The 19,752-nt window shown below is 38.1% G+C and carries 22 protein-coding genes and 1 riboswitch; of the genes, 21 read left to right on the top strand and 1 reads right to left on the bottom strand.

Annotated elements, in window-relative coordinates; all coding sequences use genetic code 11:
• The first annotated feature begins 108 nt into the window (after positions 1–108).
• The 15 genes from LT143_RS08780 (at position 109) to LT143_RS08710 (ending at position 13,359) form a co-directional block, all read left to right on the top strand.
• On the top strand, positions 109–1,413 hold the full coding sequence (locus LT143_RS08780; RefSeq protein WP_246942367.1) for a pyrimidine-nucleoside phosphorylase: 1,305 nt from the start codon (positions 109–111) through the stop codon (positions 1,411–1,413).
• A 298-nt stretch (positions 1,414–1,711) separates the two neighbouring features.
• Positions 1,712–2,857, top strand: coding sequence for a M20 family metallopeptidase (locus LT143_RS08775; RefSeq protein ID WP_246942365.1), 1,146 nt, complete (start codon positions 1,712–1,714; stop codon positions 2,855–2,857).
• A gap of 375 nt (positions 2,858–3,232) precedes the next feature.
• Positions 3,233–4,399, top strand: coding sequence for a D-alanyl-D-alanine carboxypeptidase family protein (locus LT143_RS08770; RefSeq protein WP_418909820.1), 1,167 nt, complete (start codon positions 3,233–3,235; stop codon positions 4,397–4,399).
• 105 nt (positions 4,400–4,504) lie between these two features.
• Entirely contained in the window at positions 4,505–4,855 is a 351-nt protein-coding gene (spoIIAA, locus tag LT143_RS08765) for an anti-sigma F factor antagonist (protein WP_246942363.1), read from the top strand.
• Between the two features lies 1 nt (position 4,856).
• Positions 4,857–5,297, top strand: a complete 441-nt coding sequence (gene spoIIAB / locus LT143_RS08760) for an anti-sigma F factor (protein ID WP_246942361.1) — start codon at positions 4,857–4,859, stop codon at positions 5,295–5,297.
• A gap of 12 nt (positions 5,298–5,309) precedes the next feature.
• Positions 5,310–6,068, top strand: coding sequence for an RNA polymerase sporulation sigma factor SigF (gene sigF, locus LT143_RS08755; protein ID WP_246942359.1), 759 nt, complete (start codon positions 5,310–5,312; stop codon positions 6,066–6,068).
• A gap of 183 nt (positions 6,069–6,251) precedes the next feature.
• Positions 6,252–6,872, top strand: a complete 621-nt coding sequence (locus LT143_RS08750) for a stage V sporulation protein AA (RefSeq protein WP_246942357.1) — start codon at positions 6,252–6,254, stop codon at positions 6,870–6,872.
• Positions 6,862–7,284 carry a stage V sporulation protein AB gene (locus tag LT143_RS08745; RefSeq protein ID WP_246942355.1) on the top strand — a complete coding sequence of 141 codons (423 nt, stop codon included), beginning with the start codon at positions 6,862–6,864 and terminating at the stop codon, positions 7,282–7,284. Before LT143_RS08750 ends, LT143_RS08745 begins: the two co-directional genes overlap by 11 nt.
• A 16-nt stretch (positions 7,285–7,300) precedes the next feature.
• On the top strand, positions 7,301–7,762 hold the full coding sequence (gene spoVAC, locus LT143_RS08740) for a stage V sporulation protein AC (RefSeq protein WP_246942353.1): 462 nt from the start codon (positions 7,301–7,303) through the stop codon (positions 7,760–7,762).
• Between the two features lie 129 nt (positions 7,763–7,891).
• Positions 7,892–8,911, top strand: a complete 1,020-nt coding sequence (gene spoVAD, locus LT143_RS08735; RefSeq protein WP_246942351.1) for a stage V sporulation protein AD — start codon at positions 7,892–7,894, stop codon at positions 8,909–8,911.
• Positions 8,912–8,913: 2 nt separating this feature from the next.
• A complete protein-coding gene (spoVAE, locus tag LT143_RS08730; RefSeq protein ID WP_246942349.1) occupies positions 8,914–9,264 on the top strand; it encodes a stage V sporulation protein AE in 351 nt (116 codons plus the stop codon).
• Between the two features lie 6 nt (positions 9,265–9,270).
• On the top strand, positions 9,271–9,888 hold the full coding sequence (gene spoVAEA, locus LT143_RS08725; RefSeq protein ID WP_246942347.1) for a stage V sporulation protein SpoVABEA: 618 nt from the start codon (positions 9,271–9,273) through the stop codon (positions 9,886–9,888).
• Positions 9,833–11,314 carry a spore germination protein gene (locus LT143_RS08720; protein ID WP_246942345.1) on the top strand — a complete coding sequence of 494 codons (1,482 nt, stop codon included), beginning with the start codon at positions 9,833–9,835 and terminating at the stop codon, positions 11,312–11,314. Before spoVAEA ends, LT143_RS08720 begins: the two co-directional genes overlap by 56 nt.
• Before the next feature lie 134 nt (positions 11,315–11,448).
• Positions 11,449–12,771, top strand: coding sequence for a diaminopimelate decarboxylase (gene lysA, locus LT143_RS08715; RefSeq protein ID WP_246942343.1), 1,323 nt, complete (start codon positions 11,449–11,451; stop codon positions 12,769–12,771).
• A gap of 168 nt (positions 12,772–12,939) precedes the next feature.
• Complete coding sequence (locus tag LT143_RS08710; protein WP_246942341.1) at positions 12,940–13,359, top strand: hypothetical protein; 420 nt, start codon at positions 12,940–12,942, stop codon at positions 13,357–13,359.
• A gap of 93 nt (positions 13,360–13,452) precedes the next feature.
• On the opposite strand, the gene LT143_RS08705 is transcribed toward LT143_RS08710, so the two are convergent.
• The gene (locus LT143_RS08705) at positions 13,453–14,319 is read right to left on the bottom strand and encodes a DUF1002 domain-containing protein (protein ID WP_246942339.1); all 867 of its coding nucleotides are present in this window, start codon (positions 14,317–14,319) and stop codon (positions 13,453–13,455) included.
• 331 nt (positions 14,320–14,650) lie between these two features.
• On the opposite strand from LT143_RS08705, the gene LT143_RS08700 reads away from it, so the two are divergent.
• The 6 genes from LT143_RS08700 (at position 14,651) to ribH (ending at position 19,737) form a co-directional block, all read left to right on the top strand.
• Positions 14,651–15,088: a peptidylprolyl isomerase gene (locus LT143_RS08700; protein ID WP_246942337.1), complete on the top strand. Its 438-nt coding sequence runs from the start codon at positions 14,651–14,653 to the stop codon at positions 15,086–15,088.
• A 93-nt stretch (positions 15,089–15,181) separates the two neighbouring features.
• Positions 15,182–15,304 (top strand): hypothetical protein, encoded by a 123-nt coding sequence (locus LT143_RS20400; protein WP_272495735.1) that lies wholly within the window; start codon positions 15,182–15,184, stop codon positions 15,302–15,304.
• 320 nt (positions 15,305–15,624) lie between these two features.
• Positions 15,625–15,768, top strand: a riboswitch (FMN riboswitch).
• A gap of 402 nt (positions 15,769–16,170) precedes the next feature.
• Positions 16,171–17,262, top strand: a complete 1,092-nt coding sequence (gene ribD, locus LT143_RS08695; protein ID WP_246942335.1) for a bifunctional diaminohydroxyphosphoribosylaminopyrimidine deaminase/5-amino-6-(5-phosphoribosylamino)uracil reductase RibD — start codon at positions 16,171–16,173, stop codon at positions 17,260–17,262.
• 4 nt (positions 17,263–17,266) lie between these two features.
• Entirely contained in the window at positions 17,267–17,917 is a 651-nt protein-coding gene (gene ribE / locus LT143_RS08690) for a riboflavin synthase (protein ID WP_246942333.1), read from the top strand.
• Between the two features lie 31 nt (positions 17,918–17,948).
• A complete protein-coding gene (locus LT143_RS08685) occupies positions 17,949–19,142 on the top strand; it encodes a bifunctional 3,4-dihydroxy-2-butanone-4-phosphate synthase/GTP cyclohydrolase II (protein ID WP_246942331.1) in 1,194 nt (397 codons plus the stop codon).
• A gap of 124 nt (positions 19,143–19,266) precedes the next feature.
• A complete protein-coding gene (ribH, locus tag LT143_RS08680; RefSeq protein ID WP_246942329.1) occupies positions 19,267–19,737 on the top strand; it encodes a 6,7-dimethyl-8-ribityllumazine synthase in 471 nt (156 codons plus the stop codon).
• The last annotated feature ends 15 nt before the right edge of the window (positions 19,738–19,752 follow it).

The raw sequence follows: 19,752 nt of genomic DNA, 5'->3' as shown, positions 1-19,752 counted from the left end.
TGACCCTTTCTTTTTCGAATTTACTTAAGAAATTTAGGTGAGAGAACCTTTGCAAACCCAAACTTTCCAAAGATTCGGGTAGATAATGAACCTAAAGGATGATGAAGAATGAGAATGGTAGACTTAATACAGAAAAAGCGTGATGGAATCGCTTTAACGAAAGAAGAAATTCATTTTATTATCCAAGGCTATACAAAAGGTGATATACCAGATTACCAGATGAGTGCATTTGCGATGGCCGTCTATTTTAAAGATATGACAAGCCAAGAGCGTGCGGACTTAACGATGGCAATGGTTGAATCTGGAGATCAAATTGATTTGTCCATGATTGAGGGAATTAAAGTGGATAAGCATAGTACGGGAGGTGTCGGTGATACGACCACTCTTGTATTAGGCCCATTAGTTGCTTCAGTCGGTGTGCCGGTTGCAAAAATGTCTGGTAGAGGCCTTGGGCATACTGGGGGAACCATTGACAAACTTGAAGCGGTAGAAGGCTTTAATGTGGAAATCACAAATGAGCAATTTGTATCTTTAGTCAATCAGCATAAGCTAGCTGTAATCGGTCAAAGTGGTAATTTGACCCCTGCGGATAAAAAGCTATACGCTCTTCGAGATGTTACAGCTACTGTTAACACTGTACCTCTTATTGCGAGCTCAATCATGAGTAAAAAAATTGCTGCAGGTGCAGATGCTATCGTACTCGATGTCAAAACTGGGGCTGGGGCATTTATGAAAGATCTAGAAGATGCCAAGGTCTTAGCTAAGGCAATGGTTGAGATCGGTAATAATGTAGGTCGTAAAACAATGGCCATCATTTCAGATATGAGTCAGCCACTAGGATTTGCTATAGGAAACGCGTTAGAAGTAAAAGAAGCCATTGATACATTACAAGGTAAAGGGCCAAAGGACTTAGAGGAGTTGTGTCTTGTACTGGGTAGTCAAATGGTTTGTCTTGCAGAGAAAGCTAGTACAATTGAAGAAGCTAGAGAATTACTTATTCAATCCATGCAATCAGGCCAAGCACTCGCTTCGTTTAAGACATTTTTACGAAACCAAGGTGGCGATGAAACCGTTGTAGATGATCCCACAAAACTTCCGACTGCCACCTATATTATCGAGCTAACTGCCGATAAAGAAGGGTATGTGTCAGAAATAATTGCGGATGAAATAGGCACTGCCGCGATGAAATTAGGGGCTGGACGCGCAACTAAAGAGTCGGAGATTGATTTAGCAGTAGGTCTCGAGTTAAATAAAAAAATAGGTGACCGTGTTCAAGTAGGGGATTCACTCGTAACAATCCATAGTAACCAAGAAGACATTCAAGAAATTATGGAGAGCATTCGTACTGCGATCAAGCTAGTTGATCACCCTGTTGCTGCTCCAACTCTTATTTACGAGACGATAGATGCTTAGTATAATGCATTTTTAAGGATTTGTAAGGGAGACACCACAGGAGAACACTGAAAATACCCTCCTAATCTCTAGCCTGTGTTAAGTGAGCGTCTTTCGTACTGAAATGAACAACAATTTGTAATATACCTCTCTAGGAAATAAAGGGAGGTATATTTTTATATGTTATTTTCTGAAATTTCTTAATTCACTTGACCGTAAGATTCTTTTTCATTTACCATATTTTAAGTATTTATTCCTCCTTGGTTGATACAGACCGTGAGAGAAATATAGAGATTAATGGAAGAAAGGGAGTATCGTTTTGTCACAAGTATTAGATTATTTAAAAGCAAATAAAACAAATATAAAAGATACGCTTATACGACTTACAAAAGCGGAATCACCTTCTCTGAACAAGCAATTAGTTGACCTGTGTGGAAAAGAACTAAAACGTGAATTTACGCAACTTATTGGTGGAGACATTACCATAATTGAAAAAGAAACAGTCGGAAATCAGTACAAATTTACATATGGAAATCATGAAAATTCGGAACAGATACTAATCATCGGTCATTTGGATACAGTTTGGGATGAAGGTGTGCTTCCTTTAAAGGAAGAAGGAGATTTTTTATATGGTCCTGGCGTTTTTGATATGAAGGGTGGACTAACAATCTCCCTTTGGGCGATAAAAGCTGTAAAGGAACTAAACGTTAAAGGGAATTGTAATATCGTCTTATTAGTAACAACAGATGAAGAGATTGGAAGTAATGAATCAAAAGGATTAATTTTGGAAGAAGCACAAAAAAGTAAGGTCGTATTTATTCCAGAATCTAGTATAGAACCTAATGGTGCTGTCAAGACAGCAAGAAAAGGGGTGGGTAAATTTACGATGAAAGTAGAGGGGATTGCTGCTCACGCTGGAATCAATGCTTGGGATGGAGCAAGTGCGATTGAGGAGTTAGCCCACCAAATTATTGACTTAAAAAAGCTGTCTAACCAAGAAGAAGGAATTTCCATAAATATTGGCGTTATTCACGGAGGAACAAGATCAAATGTAATAGCAAAAGAAGCTTATGCAGAAATTGATGTACGCATAACGAAGAAGGAACAAGCGGAGAAGCTTCAACATGCTATTCTAAATCGACCTCATTATATAACAGGTACCAAAGTGGAGGTTGCTGGTTCAATGGAGAGGTTTCCACTAGAGAGAACGGAGCAAGTAATACAACTATATGAAGAACTCCGTGAGATCGCTCGTGTACATGGATATGAATTAGAAGAAGGAGCCTCTGGTGGTGCTAGTGATGGTAATTTAACAGCTGGTATCGGTATCCCCACTATTGATGGGTTAGGTCCTTTAGGGGGAGGGGCTCATCAAGAAAGTGAACACGTATCTATTTCTAACCTTCCTTATAGAGCCGCTTTATTAGCAGAAATGCTTATAAAACATAGCTGTGTTAAAGAATAGTGTTGATTTTTTTGAACAGTTGATTGTAGTGGAGGGATGCGAGACCCCGCAGGCGAGAAGCGCCGCGAGCGTCCTGTATCAAAAATAAAATAGTAGTTAGCTTCGGGCGAGCAAAAAGGTAAAGTGATGATCACTCTACCTTTTTTATGTTTATCTGGAAAAATTTACACTTTATCATGAATTTTTCAAGCATATCAGTAAATTCCAAGCTATATCAGGAATTTTAATTGGTTTATCAGTAAAAACGGTTTGTTTATCAGGAATCTCGTGGAAGTCACCTTTATAAAAAAACTGGTTATTTTTTCATAAAGTTGTATAAATGTCCTTTTATTGGTAAAAATGTCATCTATAAAGAATGGAGGGGTTCTGTAAATGATAAAACCAATTTTACAACGCGTCGTATACATGTCATTAGCTTTATCATTGATATTTCCAGCAATAACGATGGCTGAAGAATCACAAGTAGAACTAGCAGACAAGGCAAAATCAGCAATATTAATTGAAAGAGATACTGGCACAATTCTTTATGACAAAAACAGTAATGAAAAGCTACCGCCAGCAAGTATGACGAAAATAATGACCATGATTCTAATTATGGAAGCAATTGATCGTGGAAGTCTTACGTTAGATGAAAAAATTAGAACAAGTGAATATGCTGCCTCAATGGGAGGTTCTCAAATCTTCCTTGAACCAGGCGAAGAAATGACTGTAGAAGAAATGTTAAAAGGAATTGCAATCGCGTCTGGTAATGATGCTTCTGTTGCAATGGCTGAAAGAATTGCAGGATCAGAGGAAGCTTTCGTTAAGATGATGAACGATAAGGTGAAAGAGCTTGAACTGGGTAACACGAATTTTGTGAATCCAACTGGTCTTCCAGCAGAAAACCATTATAGTACGGCCCATGATATGGCCATTATGGCAAAGGAATTATTAAAGTATGATCTAATAACGAAGTTTACAAGCTTATATGAGGATTATCTCCGTCAAGATACGGAAAAGAAATTCTGGTTAGTCAATACAAATCGACTCGTTAAATTTTATCCTGGAGTAGATGGGTTAAAGACAGGTTACACAAGTGAAGCAAAATATTGCTTAACTGCTACAGCGAAAAAAGATGATATGCGTGTAATCGCGGTTGTAATGGGGGCTCCCACTCCAAAAGATCGTAATGCTCAAGTAACCAAAATGCTTGATTTCGCCTTTAGTCAATATAAAACACACCCAATGTTAGATCGTTCGGCTGTGGTTGGAAAAACGAAGGTGAGCAAAGGAAGTCAGAAATATGTGGATGTCGTAACATCTGAGAGCATCTCTGTGTTAACCAAAAAAGGCGAAAACATTGATGATGTTTCACAAGAAGTAGTACTTAATGAAAATGTGAAAGCTCCTATTACAAAAGGAGACGAACTAGGTACATTAATTATTAAGAGAAGTGATAAAACGATTGTCGAAAGTCCTATATTAGCTGCTGAAGATGTAGAAATGGCTAATTGGTGGCAATTATTCAAGCGCTCCTTCGGTCTATTCACGAAGACAGGGTAGTATGTTGACTAATTTAGACGAATAAGCACTAGTTTTGTCACCTTGAAGGAATTCTAAATGTAAATATCGAAATGACTCATTAGCCTAAATTAAGGAGGAATAAAAGTGAGTCTTTCGATTGACTTAGAAATCAAACATAGCGTACTTTGCATCCGTCTAACAGGTGAACTAGATCACCATACAGCGGAAGAATTGCGAGCAAAAGTAACAGCATCATTAGAAAAAAATAATATCAATCATATCGTCTTAAATTTAGAGCAACTATCATTCATGGATAGCTCTGGACTAGGAGTTATTCTGGGTAGATATAAACAAATTAAAAATGCTGGTGGAGAAATGGTTGTATGTGCAATATCACCAGCAGTGAAACGATTATTTGATATGTCAGGCTTGTTTAAAATTATCCGTCTTGAGGAAAATGAACAGTTTGCACTTGAGACTTTGGGGGTGGCATAACGTGAGAAATGAAATGCACCTTCAATTTTCTGCGCTAAGTCAAAATGAGTCATTTGCCCGTGTAACCGTGGCAGCGTTTATTACTCAATTAGATCCGACGATGGATGAATTGACGGAAATTAAAACAGTCGTTTCAGAAGCTGTTACAAATGCAATTATTCATGGCTATGAAAATAACCCAGAGGGTATCGTCTACATTTCCGTGGTATTAGATGATCATACCGTACATTTAACAATCCGCGATAACGGAATTGGTATTTGTGATATTGAAGAAGCACGTCAGCCGTTGTTTACCACAAAACCAGAGCTTGAACGTTCTGGAATGGGCTTCACCATAATGGAAAACTTTATGGACGATTTTGAACTTGAATCTCATGAAACACATGGTACAACCATCCGCTTAACTAAGCATTTAACGAAGAGCAAAGCGCTTTGTAACTAAGGAGAACTGCATATGGATGTGGAGGTCAAAAAAGAAAAGAACGAGGCATACTTAAAGGATCATGAGGTCAAGGATTTAATAAAAAGAAGTCAGCTTGGCGAGCAGGGAGCTCGGGACTTAATTGTCCAAAAGAATATGCGTCTAGTCTGGTCCGTGGTCCAACGCTTCTTAAACAGAGGATACGAACCCGATGATTTATTTCAAATTGGTTGCATTGGTTTACTGAAGTCGGTTGATAAATTTGACTTATCCTATGATGTTAAGTTTTCAACATACGCGGTGCCAATGATTATCGGTGAAATTCAGCGTTTCATTAGAGATGATGGTACTGTAAAGGTAAGCAGATCTTTAAAGGAAATGGGAAATAAAATTCGAAAAGCTAAGGATGAGCTTTCGAAAATTCACGGAAGAGTACCAACCATTACTGAAATTGCTGAACGCTTAGAGATATCCCCTGAAGATGTCGTTCTCGCACAAGAAGCAAGTAGAGCACCATCCTCTATTCATGAAACGGTTTATGAAAATGATGGAGACCCTATCACACTTCTTGACCAAATTGCTGATGACACAGAAACCGGCTGGTTTGATAAAATTGCACTTCAGGAAGCCATTCGAGACTTAGACGAACGCGAGAGACTCATTGTCTTTCTCCGTTACTATAAGGATCAAACACAATCTGAAGTAGCAACAAGATTAGGTATATCACAAGTTCAAGTATCTAGACTTGAAAAGAAAATACTACAACAAATGAAAGACCGGATGGGCGTTTAGCCCGTCACGGTCTTTTTTGTGTTTAATCGACAAAATTCGGGTGGTGCCTGTCACCAAGTGGGTTTCGACAAAATTCGGGTGGTGCCTGTCACCTGGAGTTGGTACAATTACCCAAGCATTAGAGCGACGCCGGTCAAGCATACTATTGGTTACAAGGAAATTCTTGTGTAGGATGTGATATCGATGGAAGAAACGCTATATATAAGGATGCGCCACAAGATAAAGGTTATGCCGAATCATACGGTTACCATCGGTGATCTTGCTCAAATTATTTCTAATGATTCGTTAAAGAAGATCATTCAGGACAAGATTGTATATCACATTAATATGAGTGATAAAAACATCGTTATTATTGATGTGATGACTGTGATTGAGAAAATTTATTCCTTATTTCCACATGTTGATATTCAGATTACAGGTGCCTCCCAAACGATAGTAGAAATTGAGTACAAAAAGCGGAATTTTTCACCTGTTTTCTTCGTGGCTGTTTGGTTGTTGCTTTTCTTTGGTGCTGCGTTAGCTATTATGAATTTTCATGAAGACGTTAGCATGCGTGAGGTTCATCAGAGAATTTATTACATTATTACGGGGGAAACAGTAAAAAAGCCGTTGCTTTTGCAAATCCCATACTCGATCGGTCTTGGTCTTGGAATGGTGTTGTTTTTTAATCACCTATTTAGAAAACGTCTTAATGAAGAACCTAGCCCTCTAGAAGTGGAGATGTTCAACTACCAGCAGGATTTAGACCGCTACGTGATAATGAATGAAAATAAAGAAAGTACCAAAAAACTTCATGATCATTAAGTTTATGTTTTTACTCTTAATAGGGCTTGCTGGGGGGCTTGCAGTCGGAGCAGGGTTGGTCGCGTTTTTAACCGTGTTAGGAATCATTCCAAGATTAACACAATTGACGAAAACAACTGGATTTATTCAAGCGTATGAATGGGCAATTGTGTTTGGAGCCATTACAGGTGGGGGATTAAGTCTTCGAGATCATAGCTTTCATATTACTGGTTACTGGTCCATTCCAATCGGACTTCTTTGTGGTGTTTTTGTAGGAATGCTTGCAGCTGCTTTAACGGAAGTACTTAATGTACTGCCGATTCTGATGAAAAGAATCGGTGTATTTGAAAAGATTTTAGTATTAGTCATGGCGATTGTATTAGGAAAGGTGTTAGGCTCTTTATTCCATTGGATCTATTTCGTTGACTTATAGAAGGGAGCGAACAAAAATGGCATCAGAGTCAAAGCTTAAGAAGAATTATTTAAAAGAGATTAAAAACTTTCAACCGAAACCTCCTTATATTTCAAATTGTGTCAAAGCGTTTCTTGTGGGTGGATTAATATGTATGCTTGGCCAATTGATTCAAAACTTCTTTATTCATTATTTTAATTTTACCGAGAAAACGGCAGGTAGTCCTACCATTGCCACACTTGTTCTACTATCTGCTTTACTTACAGGCTTTGGGGTCTATGACAGAATTGGACAGTTTGCCGGAGCAGGCTCCGCCGTTCCAGTTACAGGCTTTGCGAATTCTATGACAAGCGCTGCGCTTGAGCATCGAAGTGAAGGAATAGTGCTTGGAATTGCGACTAACATGTTCAAATTAGCGGGGAGTGTCATTGTCTTCGGAGTAGTAGGGGCTTATGTGATTGGAATCATTCGTTATGGAATAAAAGTCATTTTCCTCTAACTATATTCACTAGCGATGTAAGTAAGATTCTAGCTTAAAATATTCGAGAGCAATAATTAACAGTGAATAGACTTTTCAATTATCTATATAGTTGGTGTAAATCAAAGTGAGAAAGCAAGGAGGGTATGTATGAGACTAACTGGTGGACAAACGTGGAAATTTCAAAACGCCCTTTATGTACAATCAACAGGTACAGCCGTTGGTCCAATGGAAGCAGACGGACCATTAGGTGATTACTTTGATCACTGCTTTAAGGATTTATACTGTGAGCAAGAGAACTGGGAGATGGCGGAGCGACACCTCATGTCACAAGCTATTGAAGCCTGTTTAACTAAAGTAGATACGAAACCAGAAGATATTGATTTATTTTTAGCAGGCGATTTATTAAACCAGAATATTACAGCTAATTATGTCGCGAGGAAGCAAGGTATTCCGTTTTTATGTATGTTTGGAGCTTGTTCCACCTCCATGGAGACATTGGCAGTCGGTTCTGCTCTGTTAGATGGTGGTTATGCGAATAAGATACTAGCCGCTACGAGCAGTCATAATGCAACGGCAGAACGTCAATTCCGAAACCCAACAGAATATGGAGGGCAAAAGCCTGATACCGCAACCTTCACAGTGACAGGTGGAGGAGCGATCCTTGTAGGAAAAGAACCGAGCTCAGTAAAGATTACGAGTGCAACGATTGGAAGAGTGGTGGATTACGGTGTGAAAAATCCATATGATATGGGGGCTGCCATGGCACCTGCTGCAGCAGACACAATCCAACAGCATTTAAAGGATTTAAACCGGACTCCAGAAGACTACGATTTAATCATAACGGGAGATCTATCAGGCATTGGTTCTCCCATTGTAAAAGAGCTTTTAAAAGAAGAAGATATTAATATTTCAGGTCTTCATAATGATTGTGGGTTGATGATTTACCGACCTGAACAAGAGGTCTTTGCTGGTGGAAGCGGGTGTGCATGCTCAGCGGTCGTTACGTACAGTTACTTAATAGATAAACTAAGAGAACGTAAATATAAAAGAGTTTTAGTCGTTGCGACAGGTGCACTACTAAGTCCAGTTATGATTCAGCAAAAAGAAACCATCCCTACCATTGCTCATGGTGTTGTATTTGAAGCTGTACAAGAAGGTGATGCTTAGTAATGGAATATATTACAGCCTTTGTTGTAGGGGGATTAATCTGTGTTGTAGGTCAAATTTTATTAGACTTTGCCAAATTAACACCTGCGCATGTCATGAGTTATTTTGTTTTAGCAGGAGCTGTTTTAGACGGATTTGGTTTATATGACCGTTTAATTGAGTTTGCTGGTGCAGGTGCAACCGTTCCGATTACAAGCTTTGGTCACTCCCTCCTTCATGGTGCAATGCAGCAAGCGGAGGACCACGGATTTATAGGGATTGGAATTGGCATTTTTGAGTTAACTTCTGCTGGTATCTCTTCTGCCATTTTGTTCGCATTTATCATTGCTTTACTATTCAAACCGAAAGGATAAGGATTTATGGAAAAAAAGAGAAGGGTCATTCTAGTGACAGATGGAGATGAATATGCGTTAAAAGCTGTTCAGTATGCGTCTAACCATGTAGGGGGGCGGTGTATTTCACAATCTCAAGGGAATCCCTCTCTTTTAACGGGTAAAAAACTTGTAGAGTTAATTTTGGAAACTCCTTATGATCCAGTGTTTGTTCTATTTGATGACTGTGGATATATAGGTGAAGGTGCAGGAGAGCGGGCGCTTATTTATGTAGCTAACCACAAACAAATTGAAGTACTTGGTGTCATAGCTGTGGCTTCAAATTCACATCAAGTTGAATGGACAAAGGTGGATGTATGTATTGACCGATTCGGGGAATTAACAGAGTTTGGCATTGATAAATATGGACTACGAGAACTGGAAGTTGGGAGAATAAATGGTGACACGGTTTACTGTTTAGATCAACTTGATGTTCCTATTGTTGTCGGTATAGGTGATATAGGAAAAATGGCAGGTCGAGATGACGTAAAGAAAGGTTGTCCCATTACGTTGAAAGCAGTAGAAGTTATTTTAGAAAGGAGTGGATTTTATGACGGAGCAAACTCAGAAGAAGAAACCTATTTCACCCGTACTCGAGGAGAATGAAAGATATTTTAAAGAGCGGATTGGAATGGGTACTAGCTTTGATATTGGTATCCGGAAATTAAAAATCCTTGATACGGAAGTATATTTACTTTTTCTAACCGGACTATGTGATACCAGCTTTATCCTTTCAATAGTGAGAGAGTTGTTATTCGTAAACGAAACAGATAAAGGTAATGGGAAAGATCCGTTTAAGTTGATTGAAAACCATATTAACCACCAACAGGTTGAAAAAGTTAAAAATCTTGATGAGGTCGTAGATAAATTATTATCTGGACTTGTTGTGTTCTTAGTTGAAGGAGAGAATGAAGGGCTTACTGTCGATGTGAGAAGTTACCCTGGACGTACTCCTCAGGAACCAGATACAGAAAAAGTAATAAGAGGGTCCAGAGACGGATTTACAGAAAACATTATTGTCAATACAGCGCTGATAAGAAGAAGAATACGTGATGAACGTCTCCGTAATGAGATCATGCAAGTAGGAGAAAGGTCGAAAACGGATATATGTATTGGATATATTGAAGATGTTGCAGACCCAGGTTTAGTCGAGGTTGTAAAAAAAGAGATTAAGTCAATTGATACAGATGGCTTAACCATGGCTGATAAGACGGTTGAAGAGTTCATGGTGAAACAAGGTTATAATCCATATCCGTTAGTCCGTTATACGGAAAGACCAGATGTCGTAGCAGCACACTTACTAGAAGGTCATGTTGTCATTATTGTTGATACTTCTCCAAGTGTCATCATTACACCAACCACTATGTTCCATCATGTCCAACATGCTGAAGAATATAGACAAGCTCCGGCAGTAGGTACATTTGTAAGGTGGGTTCGATTCTTAGGAATATTTGCTTCATTATTCTTGTTACCATTATGGTTTCTATTTGTTCTAGAGCCACATCTATTGCCAAAGCCTTTAGATTTTATCGGTCCAAACGAATTGACCAATATTCCTGTAGTAGTGCAGCTGTTCTTGGCTGAGATAGGGATAGAGTTTCTAAGAATGGCGGCCATTCATACGCCGACCCCACTTTCTACTGCAATGGGTTTAATTGCGGCAGCCCTAATTGGACAGATTGCTATTGATGTTGGTTTATTCGTTCCGGAAGTAATCTTGTATGTAGCAATTTCAGCGATAGGCTCATTTGCTACACCAAGTTATGAGCTTAGTATAGCTAACAAAATCTCTAAACTCTTTATGCTCATATTAGTAGCGATTTTCCATGTTCCTGGACTTGTAGTAGGTATGACCATTCACTTGTTATTCCTAGCGAGTATAAAGTCATTAAATACACCGTACTTATGGCCATTCTTACCTTTTGAACCGATTGCTTTTCTAAAAATTTTAGTAAGATCCTCCGTTCCAGGTTCAAAATTACGACCAAGTATTGTGCATCCGCAAAATAAGCGAAGAACACCAGCACAATAATTGCGAAGGTAACTTAATTATGTTAGAGTTTGTTTTAACAAACTAAGTATTTAACAGTTAATAGCTATTGCTATTAACTGTTTTTTTTAATAACATATAGTATACGTAAATTGAACAGGAATGAGGAGAAGGATATGTTTCTACACGGAACGAGTGCAGTAAATGAAAAAGGCCACTTGGAAATTGGCGGGGTAGATACAGCTACTCTCGCAAAAGAGTTCGGGACACCTTTATATGTGTACGATGTAGCATTAATTAAAGAACGTGCTCGTGGGTTTCGTAAAACATTTGAAGAGTTAAATATAAAAGCACAGGTTGCCTACGCAAGTAAGGCTTTCTCATCTATCGCTATGTTCCAACTTGTAGAAGAGGAAGGTTTAAGTCTAGACGTTGTATCTGGTGGAGAATTGTATACCGCCTTAGCTGCTGGATTCCCTGCTGAGCGAATTCACTTTCATGGAAATAATAAAAGTCCATATGAAATTGAAATGGCATTAAATGCAGAAATCGGTTGTTTTGTAGTCGATAATTTCTATGAACTATCCTTACTAGAAGACATTTGCCGTCAGTTACAGAAGAAGACACAAATCTTAATTCGTGTGACTCCGGGTATTGAAGCACACACTCACGACTATATTTTAACAGGTCAAGAAGATTCTAAGTTTGGCTTTGACCTTCAAAGTGGTCAAGCAGACGAAGCCATCCAACTTATTCAAACCTTTGAGTTTGTAGAGTTACTTGGTATTCATTCCCACATCGGTTCTCAAATCTTTGAAACGAAAGGGTTTGTAATGGCCGCTGAAAAGCTGTTCGAAAAGATGGAAAGTTGGAAGAAAGAGCTGCAATATGTTCCAAAGGTAGTCAACCTTGGTGGAGGCTTTGGCATTCGTTATACAGCTGAAGATGACCCAATTCCAGTGTCGCAATATGTAATTGAAATAGTAGAAGCTGTAAAGAAAAAAGTAGAAGAATTAAATATAGATATGCCAGAAATCTGGATTGAGCCAGGTCGTTCTCTTGTAGGTGATGCTGGTACAACGCTCTATACGGTAGGGTCACAGAAAAATGTGCCTAACGTTAGAAAATATGTAGCAGTTGATGGTGGAATGAGTGACAATATCCGTCCAGCTCTCTACGAAGCAAAATATGAGGCAGTACTGGCTAACCGAATGAAAGACGAAAAGGAAGAAACAGTATCTATTGCAGGGAAATGCTGTGAATCAGGTGATATGTTAATTTGGGACATAGATCTACCGAAAGCTTCTGCCGATGACATTCTAGCTGTATTCTGTACAGGTGCATATGGATATTCCATGGCGAATAACTATAACCGTATTCCTCGTCCGGCAGTCGTATTTGTAGAGAACGGCAAAGCGGAACTGGTTGTAAAAAGAGAAAGCTATGAGGATTTAATTAAATTAGATCTTCCTTTAAAACAGGTACTAACGCAAAAATAGATAGCAAAGATCTAAAGAAAACATATCAATTCAGACGAATTGGTATGTTTTTTTGTTCAACAATAACGATATCTCATAAGTTTACGAAAATACAGGCAGGAGAAGATACAAGAATATAGAAATTTAAGTAATATAAAAGAGCCTTTTACAAAGGAGAATCTAGTAAGCTTGAAAACAAGATCTGCAGTACCGATAGTTATTATCTTAGTTTTTAGTTTGTTGTTTTTGGGAGTGGTAACCGGCACTTTTAATCTAAGTTTCGGTTTTGGAAATCTTACGGTAAAAGAAATAGTAAAGAACAATCCGAATGCGGATATCCTATTGTTAGACGGGATTGTGTTCTCCAATGTTACAAATGCCGATTGGGTTAAAGAGAACGAATATGAGAAATCTCAAAAAATAGGAATAATAAAAAAACAAACCACGAACACATGGTGGTTTAGAAATTTCTATGCTTTCAAACTTCCAAAGGGAACAAAACTTTTTTCTGTGAATGGTCAAACGTATGAGGAAGGGGATGCTCCGTACATTATTTTAGTGGAGCTGCATGATGAATTACTAGTTTATCAGGCCTTAGTGGAAGGGTGAGTTTAGAAAAGAATTCAAGTATTAGTGTCAAAACTTGCCCTAATAACTAAAAAAAGAAGAGGATTCCCCTCTTCTTTTTAAATAGGCTAGAGCCTAACTAAACAATGCGCGAATGGCATCAAATACACTTACAATAAACTCTTGTAGCTTCGTTAGGAAGGTTTGACCTTCTTCTGATTGTAAGAAGTTAGTTAGCTTTTCTTTCGCAATATTAAGCTGTTCACCGACTTGATTCCAGTCAATATTAAGCTCTTTCATTTTATTAAATAGTGCAATTAAGCTGTTGATATCTTCATCTGTTAAAGTTAGTCCTAGTTCAGCAGCTGCGGCTTCAATGATTGCACGAAGTTCTTCATCTGTTTGTGGCGCATTTTTTGCTATTTCTTCTTTAATTCTTGCCATTAATGCTGCCGCTTCTTCTGTTCCCAGCTTATCTCCAAGCTCAGCTGTCTTTACCATCTCTTCATTAGCTACTTTTTTTACATCTTCAGGAATTGCCTGATCAGATGATAGCTCGTAGGCTTTTAATAGGCCGGTTAGAGCTGCTGTACCTGATACTTGGAAAGGTGCAGTTATGTAAATGGTAGCATCCTTTACACCCGCAGTGATAAGAGCATTGGTATACATCTCTTCTGTTACCCACGTAATATTATTGGTTGTAACCTGCAAACCTGCTTCAGGTTCTGCAATGGTAATGATTGATGAAGAAATGGCCTTTGTCCCAATCTGGGCTTTTGGTATATATTCTCCTAAATAATTATGCTCTTCTTCGTTGGATACAGTGACAATTTGTACATCTTCTGGTGCTTCCATTTCAGTTAATAGAGCTTGCTTTTGTTCTTCCGTTAAACTTTCTCCTAATGTGACAATTTGATCTCCCACAGCTGCATCTGCTAATGCAACGATTGGAAGAGTAAGTAGAGATACTAACACAAGTAGGATTGAAAAATGCTTCTTCAAGGAAATCACTCCTTTTCATATAATAGCGCCTATATAGTATATACACTGAATTGCAAAAAATATAAACCTTTATTTTTCTACAAATTAGTAAAAATAGAAGATTCTTTGCTGAAAATTTATTTTTTAAGCTGATATTACTAATAGTAATCCTATCTAAAACGATAAATTTGAAGTGATTACTGTTTGTAAAGAGTAACTCTCTCTATTAAAAGAAGCGGAAACTGTACTTTAGAGTAAAAGTAAATAGTTATTCTTTCTAGAAATTTTCATTTTTTAGTATGAACAGTTATAATACTTAAGAATACATAGTTTTGAAAGGAGATTACTACATATGAGTAAGTATGCAGTTATTGATTTAGAAAATGGTGGACAAGTTAAAATTGAATTGTTTCCAAACGAAGCACCTGGAACAGTAGAGAATTTTGAATCTCTAATTAATAAAGGGTTTTATAATGGATTATCATTCCATCGTGTAATTCCTGGTTTCGTAGCACAAGGTGGTTGCCCTGAAGGTAGAGGAACTGGTGGACCAGGTTACACAATTAAGTGTGAAACAGCAGGAAATCCACATAAGCATGAACGCGGTTCTCTTTCAATGGCTCATGCTGGTAAAGATACTGGAGGAAGTCAGTTCTTTATCGTATATGAACCACAACCACACTTAAACGGTGTTCATACTGTATTTGGAAAAGTAGTAGAAGGAATGGAGTTTGTTGACGACATTCAACAAGGCGACAAAATGAAAGAAGTAAAAGTAGTAGAAGCGTAAGCTTACTAGTTATCCCCTCATGGATTTGAGGGGATATTTTATTGTTTCTGAAGAAAACTATATAGGATTTCAATGTAAAGGAGAGATTCTATTATGGCAAAACGCAATGAGAAAACGTCAAATGAGGTAGATCAAAAAGCATTAGTAAATGAAAAAGCAAATAAAGAAAATGAGCATATTCGACATGTTGGACCGACGGGTGTGTCAAAACAATAATAAGTAATGCTTTTTCTAAAACTTTGTTTCTTTTCAAGCTAAAATTGGTAAAGGTGTGGTGTCAAAGCCACATCTTTTCATGTTTGAACCTGTTTGTTATCCGTGTTAAACGTATTTCACGAAAAAATTAACTTATTCCACGAAATTTTCTATTATTCCAGTTTTCTTTAGTTAATTCCATTAAAAAATCAATAATTTCACACTATAGACTTGGAATATCACAAAACAGGTGACTACAGAAAAAGCTTTCAATTTCCTTTACTAGACAATACACCTTTCATATATGGTATAATAATGAAAATTACATATATCAAGTAATATCAATCCTTCGGGGCAGGGTGAAATTCCCTACCGGCGGTAAGAATCTAATGATTCAGAGCCCGTGAGCCTTTTTATAACAATAATTTGGCTGATTTGGTGAAATTCCAAAGCCGACAGTATAGTCTGGATGGGAGAAGGATGTAGGAATACGTAAGAGGCGTTTTTTTCTTATTAGAAAAATTCTGTCCTTATACCCTTTTTCGACATTTTTATAGTCAAATTAGGGTTATTAGGGTTGCGCATCAATCTCCTCTTAATTCGTATATACATACATCACCCTTAGGATTGTAGTCCTAGGGTTTTTTGTTTTTATAAGGCTGTTTTCGTAAAGATTGTTGCTTTCGTAAAAATCTCAGGAAGCCGGATTTTTACTAGGTAGTACAGTGACCAGTGCTTTAAATATAGTGAGTTGCTCTTTTCTAACACTGATCACTTCGGTTTTACCAACAAAAAAGGGTAGGTTTTTAGAGATATGGGCTTGAAAAGCAACAAAGTTTTAGAAAAGAGCCTTTTATAATGTCCACATCATGAAAGGAGGATCTTAAATGAATGATCTTGATTACATGAGAATAGCCCTTAACTTGGCTCAAAGTGTAAAAGGCCAAACGAGTCCAAATCCTCCTGTGGGGTCAGTTATTGTGAAAGACGGACGCATTGTCGGGATGGGAGCACATCTGAAAGCAGGGGAAGGGCATGCAGAAGTTCAGGCCATTAAAATGGCAGGAACTCATGCTGAAAACTCGACTGTTTATGTCACGTTAGAACCTTGTAGTCATTTTGGTAAGACTCCACCTTGTGCTAATTTACTGATTGATCATCATGTAAAAAGAGTGGTTATTGCGACGAAGGATCCTAACCCCCTAGTAGGTGGGAAAGGAATTGAGAGATTAAGACGCGCAGGAATAGATGTTGAAGTGGGCATTCTTGAGAAAGAAGCTAATGAACTTTATGATATGTTCTTCTACTATATCTCAACTAAAAAACCATATGTCACCCTAAAAACTGCTACTACATTAGATGGGAAAACAGCTACTGTATCTGGTAGTAGTAAATGGATTACGGGTAGTGAGGCAAGAGAAGATGTACACAAATACCGTCATCTTCATGACGCCATTTTAGTTGGAGTGAACACAGTTATCGCTGATAATCCAAGTCTCACCACAAGATTACAAGCTGGTGGCTTACATCCAATCAGGATAATCCTGGATCACCATCTAAGAACTCCGCTAGATGCAAAAGTGGTGACTGATCAAATAGCAGAGACGTGGATTGTTACCTTATCGAATCATTCAGATGAGAAAAAACAAGCCTATATAAATCAGGGTGTAAAGCTTATTGAACTTGAAAGTGAAAAAATAACAATAACAGACCTTTTATCTAAACTGGGAGAGCACGCTATTACATCTATTTTGGTGGAAGGTGGTTCAGAAGTGAATGGCAGCTTCTTAATGGAGAAAGCGTTTAACCAGGTTGTCACATACATCGCTCCTAAGCTAGTAGGTGGACGAGAGGCTCCAGGTTTTATCGGAGGTGAAGGGATTATTAATATGAGTGATGCCCATCCTTTGACGTTTAAATCTATTACTCAACTTGGTCAAGATATAAAAATAATTTCAGTGCCGATTGAAAAGGGGTGATGACTTGTTTACTGGAATAGTTGAAGAAATTGGTACAGTCGATCGTATGGTACAACATGGGGAAGCAATTGTCCTGACCATACAGGCACAAAAAGTAGTAAGCGATGTTCATCTAGGAGATAGTATTTCAGTAAACGGGGTATGCTTAACAGTTACCTCTTTTACAAATAATAAATTTACTGTTGATATTATGCCTGAAACGGTTAGAGCTACTTCACTTCAAACCTTAAAAGCGGGTTCGCACGTTAACCTAGAAAGAGCGATGGCAGCAAATGGACGGTTTGGTGGCCATTTCGTTTCTGGACACGTAGATGGAATAGGCAAAATCATTAAAAAAACGAGAGTGTCTAACGCTGTTTATTACGAAATTGAAATACCTGAAGAATTGAGACGCTTTATTTTACTTAAGGGATCCATTTGTGTAGATGGTACGAGTCTCACTGTATTTGGAACAACCGATCAAAGCTTTACCATATCGCTCATTCCACATACAATGGCGGAAACCATATTAGGTGGAAAAGGTATAGGAGAAATCGTTAATTTAGAATGTGATATATTAGCAAAATATATTGAACAGTTTGTCATGCTGAGAGAAAAAGAATCAAAATCCCAAGGTGTGTCAGAGAGCTTCTTACGAGAGCATGGCTATTTGTAATACAATTTTATGATGATTGGGGATGACATAAATGTTCGACCGAATAGAAGAAGCTATATATGAATTAATGCAGGGAAATGTGGTCATTGTCTGTGACGACGAAGATAGGGAGAATGAAGGTGACTTTGTCGCTTTAGCTGACAAAGCAAGCCCAGAAGTTATTAACTTCATGATCAAACATGGTAGAGGACTAGTATGTGCACCGATTACACAAGAAACTGCATTTCGCTTAGACTTGGCACCAATGGTTGGGCAGAATACGGACCCTCACGGCACAGCTTTTACGGTAAGTGTTGACTATAAGACCACGACAACAGGAATAAGCGCGTATGAGCGTTCAGAGACCATTAAACGACTGATTGATCCAGAAGCAAGAGCAGGGGATTTTAAACGACCAGGACATATTTTCCCTTTAATTGCAAAGGATGGAGGGGTTCTCAGAAGAGCGGGGCATACAGAGGCAGCTGTTGATTTAGCTAGGTTATGTGGTTCAGAACCTGCTGGTGTAATTTGTGAAATTATTAAAGAAGACGGGACAATGGCACGTGTACCAGATCTTCGAGTTATAGCAGATGAGTTCGACTTAAAGATGATTACCATCAAAGATTTAATTTCTTATCGAAGAAAGAAAGAAAAACTAGTCACAAGAGAAGTGGAAATACAGTTACCAAGTGAGTTCGGTGATTTTAAAGCAGTTGGTTATTCAAATGTAGTAGACCGTCAAGAACATGTAGCGTTAGTTAAAGGTGAAATACTTGAAGATGAGCCTGTTTTAGTACGTGTTCATTCAGAGTGTTTAACTGGTGATGTATTTGGTTCGTTTAGATGTGATTGTGGACCACAACTTCATGCAGCTTTGTCCCAAATCGAGAAGGAAGGTAACGGTGTTCTATTATACATGCGTCAAGAAGGAAGAGGCATTGGTTTAATCAATAAAATGCGTGCCTATAAGCTTCAAGAAAAAGGGTATGATACGGTTGAAGCTAATGAGCAGTTAGGCTTTGCTCCGGATTTGCGTGATTATGGGATTGGCGCGCAAATACTAAGGGATCTAGGGATCAAGAAAATGAAGCTTTTAACGAACAATCCAAGAAAAATCGCCGGTCTAGAAGGATATGGCTTAGAGGTAGTGGACCGAATTCCTATTCAGCTTCCAACGAAGAAAGAAAATGAAAGCTATTTGAAGACAAAGCATGAAAAACTGGGACATATGCTTCATTTTTAAAGCTCGTTATGATTGCGTCACAATAGCGAATTATGTATGATTACAGCATACATAATGAATTTAACTGTGTTGTTCTAAATTTTATAAAGCTAAACAAAGTATAGATAACAGGAGATGAGTATAGATGGGTAAGGTATTTGAAGGACATTTAGTAGGTACAGGTTTAAAAGTAGGAATTGTTGTAGGGCGTTTTAATGAATTTATTACAAGCAAGCTTCTTGGTGGAGCGCAAGATGCGTTAAGAAGACATGGTATTAATGAAGAAGATGTAGATGTTGCATGGGTGCCAGGTGCATTTGAAATTCCTTTAATCGCAAAAAAAATGGTAGAAACAAATAAGTATGATGCTGTCATTACTCTAGGTACAGTCATCCGTGGATCTACTCCACATTTTGACTATGTTTGTAACGAAGTAGCAAAAGGAGTTGCTACGACTTCCATGCAATCAGGTGTACCGGTTATATTTGGTGTTTTAACAACAGATACAATTGAGCAAGCTGTAGAGAGAGCTGGGACAAAAGCTGGTAATAAAGGCTGGGAAGCAGCTGCTTCAGCTATCGAAATGGCTAATTTAGCACGCTCATTTCAAGCTTAATGTTTAAAGATATAG

This window comes from Bacillus pinisoli (genome assembly GCF_023036475.1).
Lineage (GTDB): Bacteria > Bacillota > Bacilli > Bacillales > SA4 > Bacillus_BS > Bacillus_BS pinisoli.
This window is presented reverse-complemented; position numbering and strand designations above follow the sequence as displayed.

Coding starts and splice junctions, on each gene's coding strand:
- LT143_RS08780 (WP_246942367.1), top strand. CDS start 109: ATGAGAATGGTAGACTTAATACAGAAAAAGCGTGATGGAATCGCTTTA.
- sigF (WP_246942359.1), top strand. CDS start 5,310: ATGGATGTGGAGGTCAAAAAAGAAAAGAACGAGGCATACTTAAAGGAT.
- LT143_RS08750 (WP_246942357.1), top strand. CDS start 6,252: ATGGAAGAAACGCTATATATAAGGATGCGCCACAAGATAAAGGTTATG.
- LT143_RS08745 (WP_246942355.1), top strand. CDS start 6,862: ATGATCATTAAGTTTATGTTTTTACTCTTAATAGGGCTTGCTGGGGGG.
- spoVAC (WP_246942353.1), top strand. CDS start 7,301: ATGGCATCAGAGTCAAAGCTTAAGAAGAATTATTTAAAAGAGATTAAA.
- spoVAD (WP_246942351.1), top strand. CDS start 7,892: ATGAGACTAACTGGTGGACAAACGTGGAAATTTCAAAACGCCCTTTAT.
- spoVAE (WP_246942349.1), top strand. CDS start 8,914: ATGGAATATATTACAGCCTTTGTTGTAGGGGGATTAATCTGTGTTGTA.
- spoVAEA (WP_246942347.1), top strand. CDS start 9,271: ATGGAAAAAAAGAGAAGGGTCATTCTAGTGACAGATGGAGATGAATAT.
- LT143_RS08720 (WP_246942345.1), top strand. CDS start 9,833: ATGACGGAGCAAACTCAGAAGAAGAAACCTATTTCACCCGTACTCGAG.
- lysA (WP_246942343.1), top strand. CDS start 11,449: ATGTTTCTACACGGAACGAGTGCAGTAAATGAAAAAGGCCACTTGGAA.
- LT143_RS08700 (WP_246942337.1), top strand. CDS start 14,651: ATGAGTAAGTATGCAGTTATTGATTTAGAAAATGGTGGACAAGTTAAA.
- LT143_RS20400 (WP_272495735.1), top strand. CDS start 15,182: ATGGCAAAACGCAATGAGAAAACGTCAAATGAGGTAGATCAAAAAGCA.
- ribD (WP_246942335.1), top strand. CDS start 16,171: ATGAATGATCTTGATTACATGAGAATAGCCCTTAACTTGGCTCAAAGT.
- LT143_RS08685 (WP_246942331.1), top strand. CDS start 17,949: ATGTTCGACCGAATAGAAGAAGCTATATATGAATTAATGCAGGGAAAT.
- ribH (WP_246942329.1), top strand. CDS start 19,267: ATGGGTAAGGTATTTGAAGGACATTTAGTAGGTACAGGTTTAAAAGTA.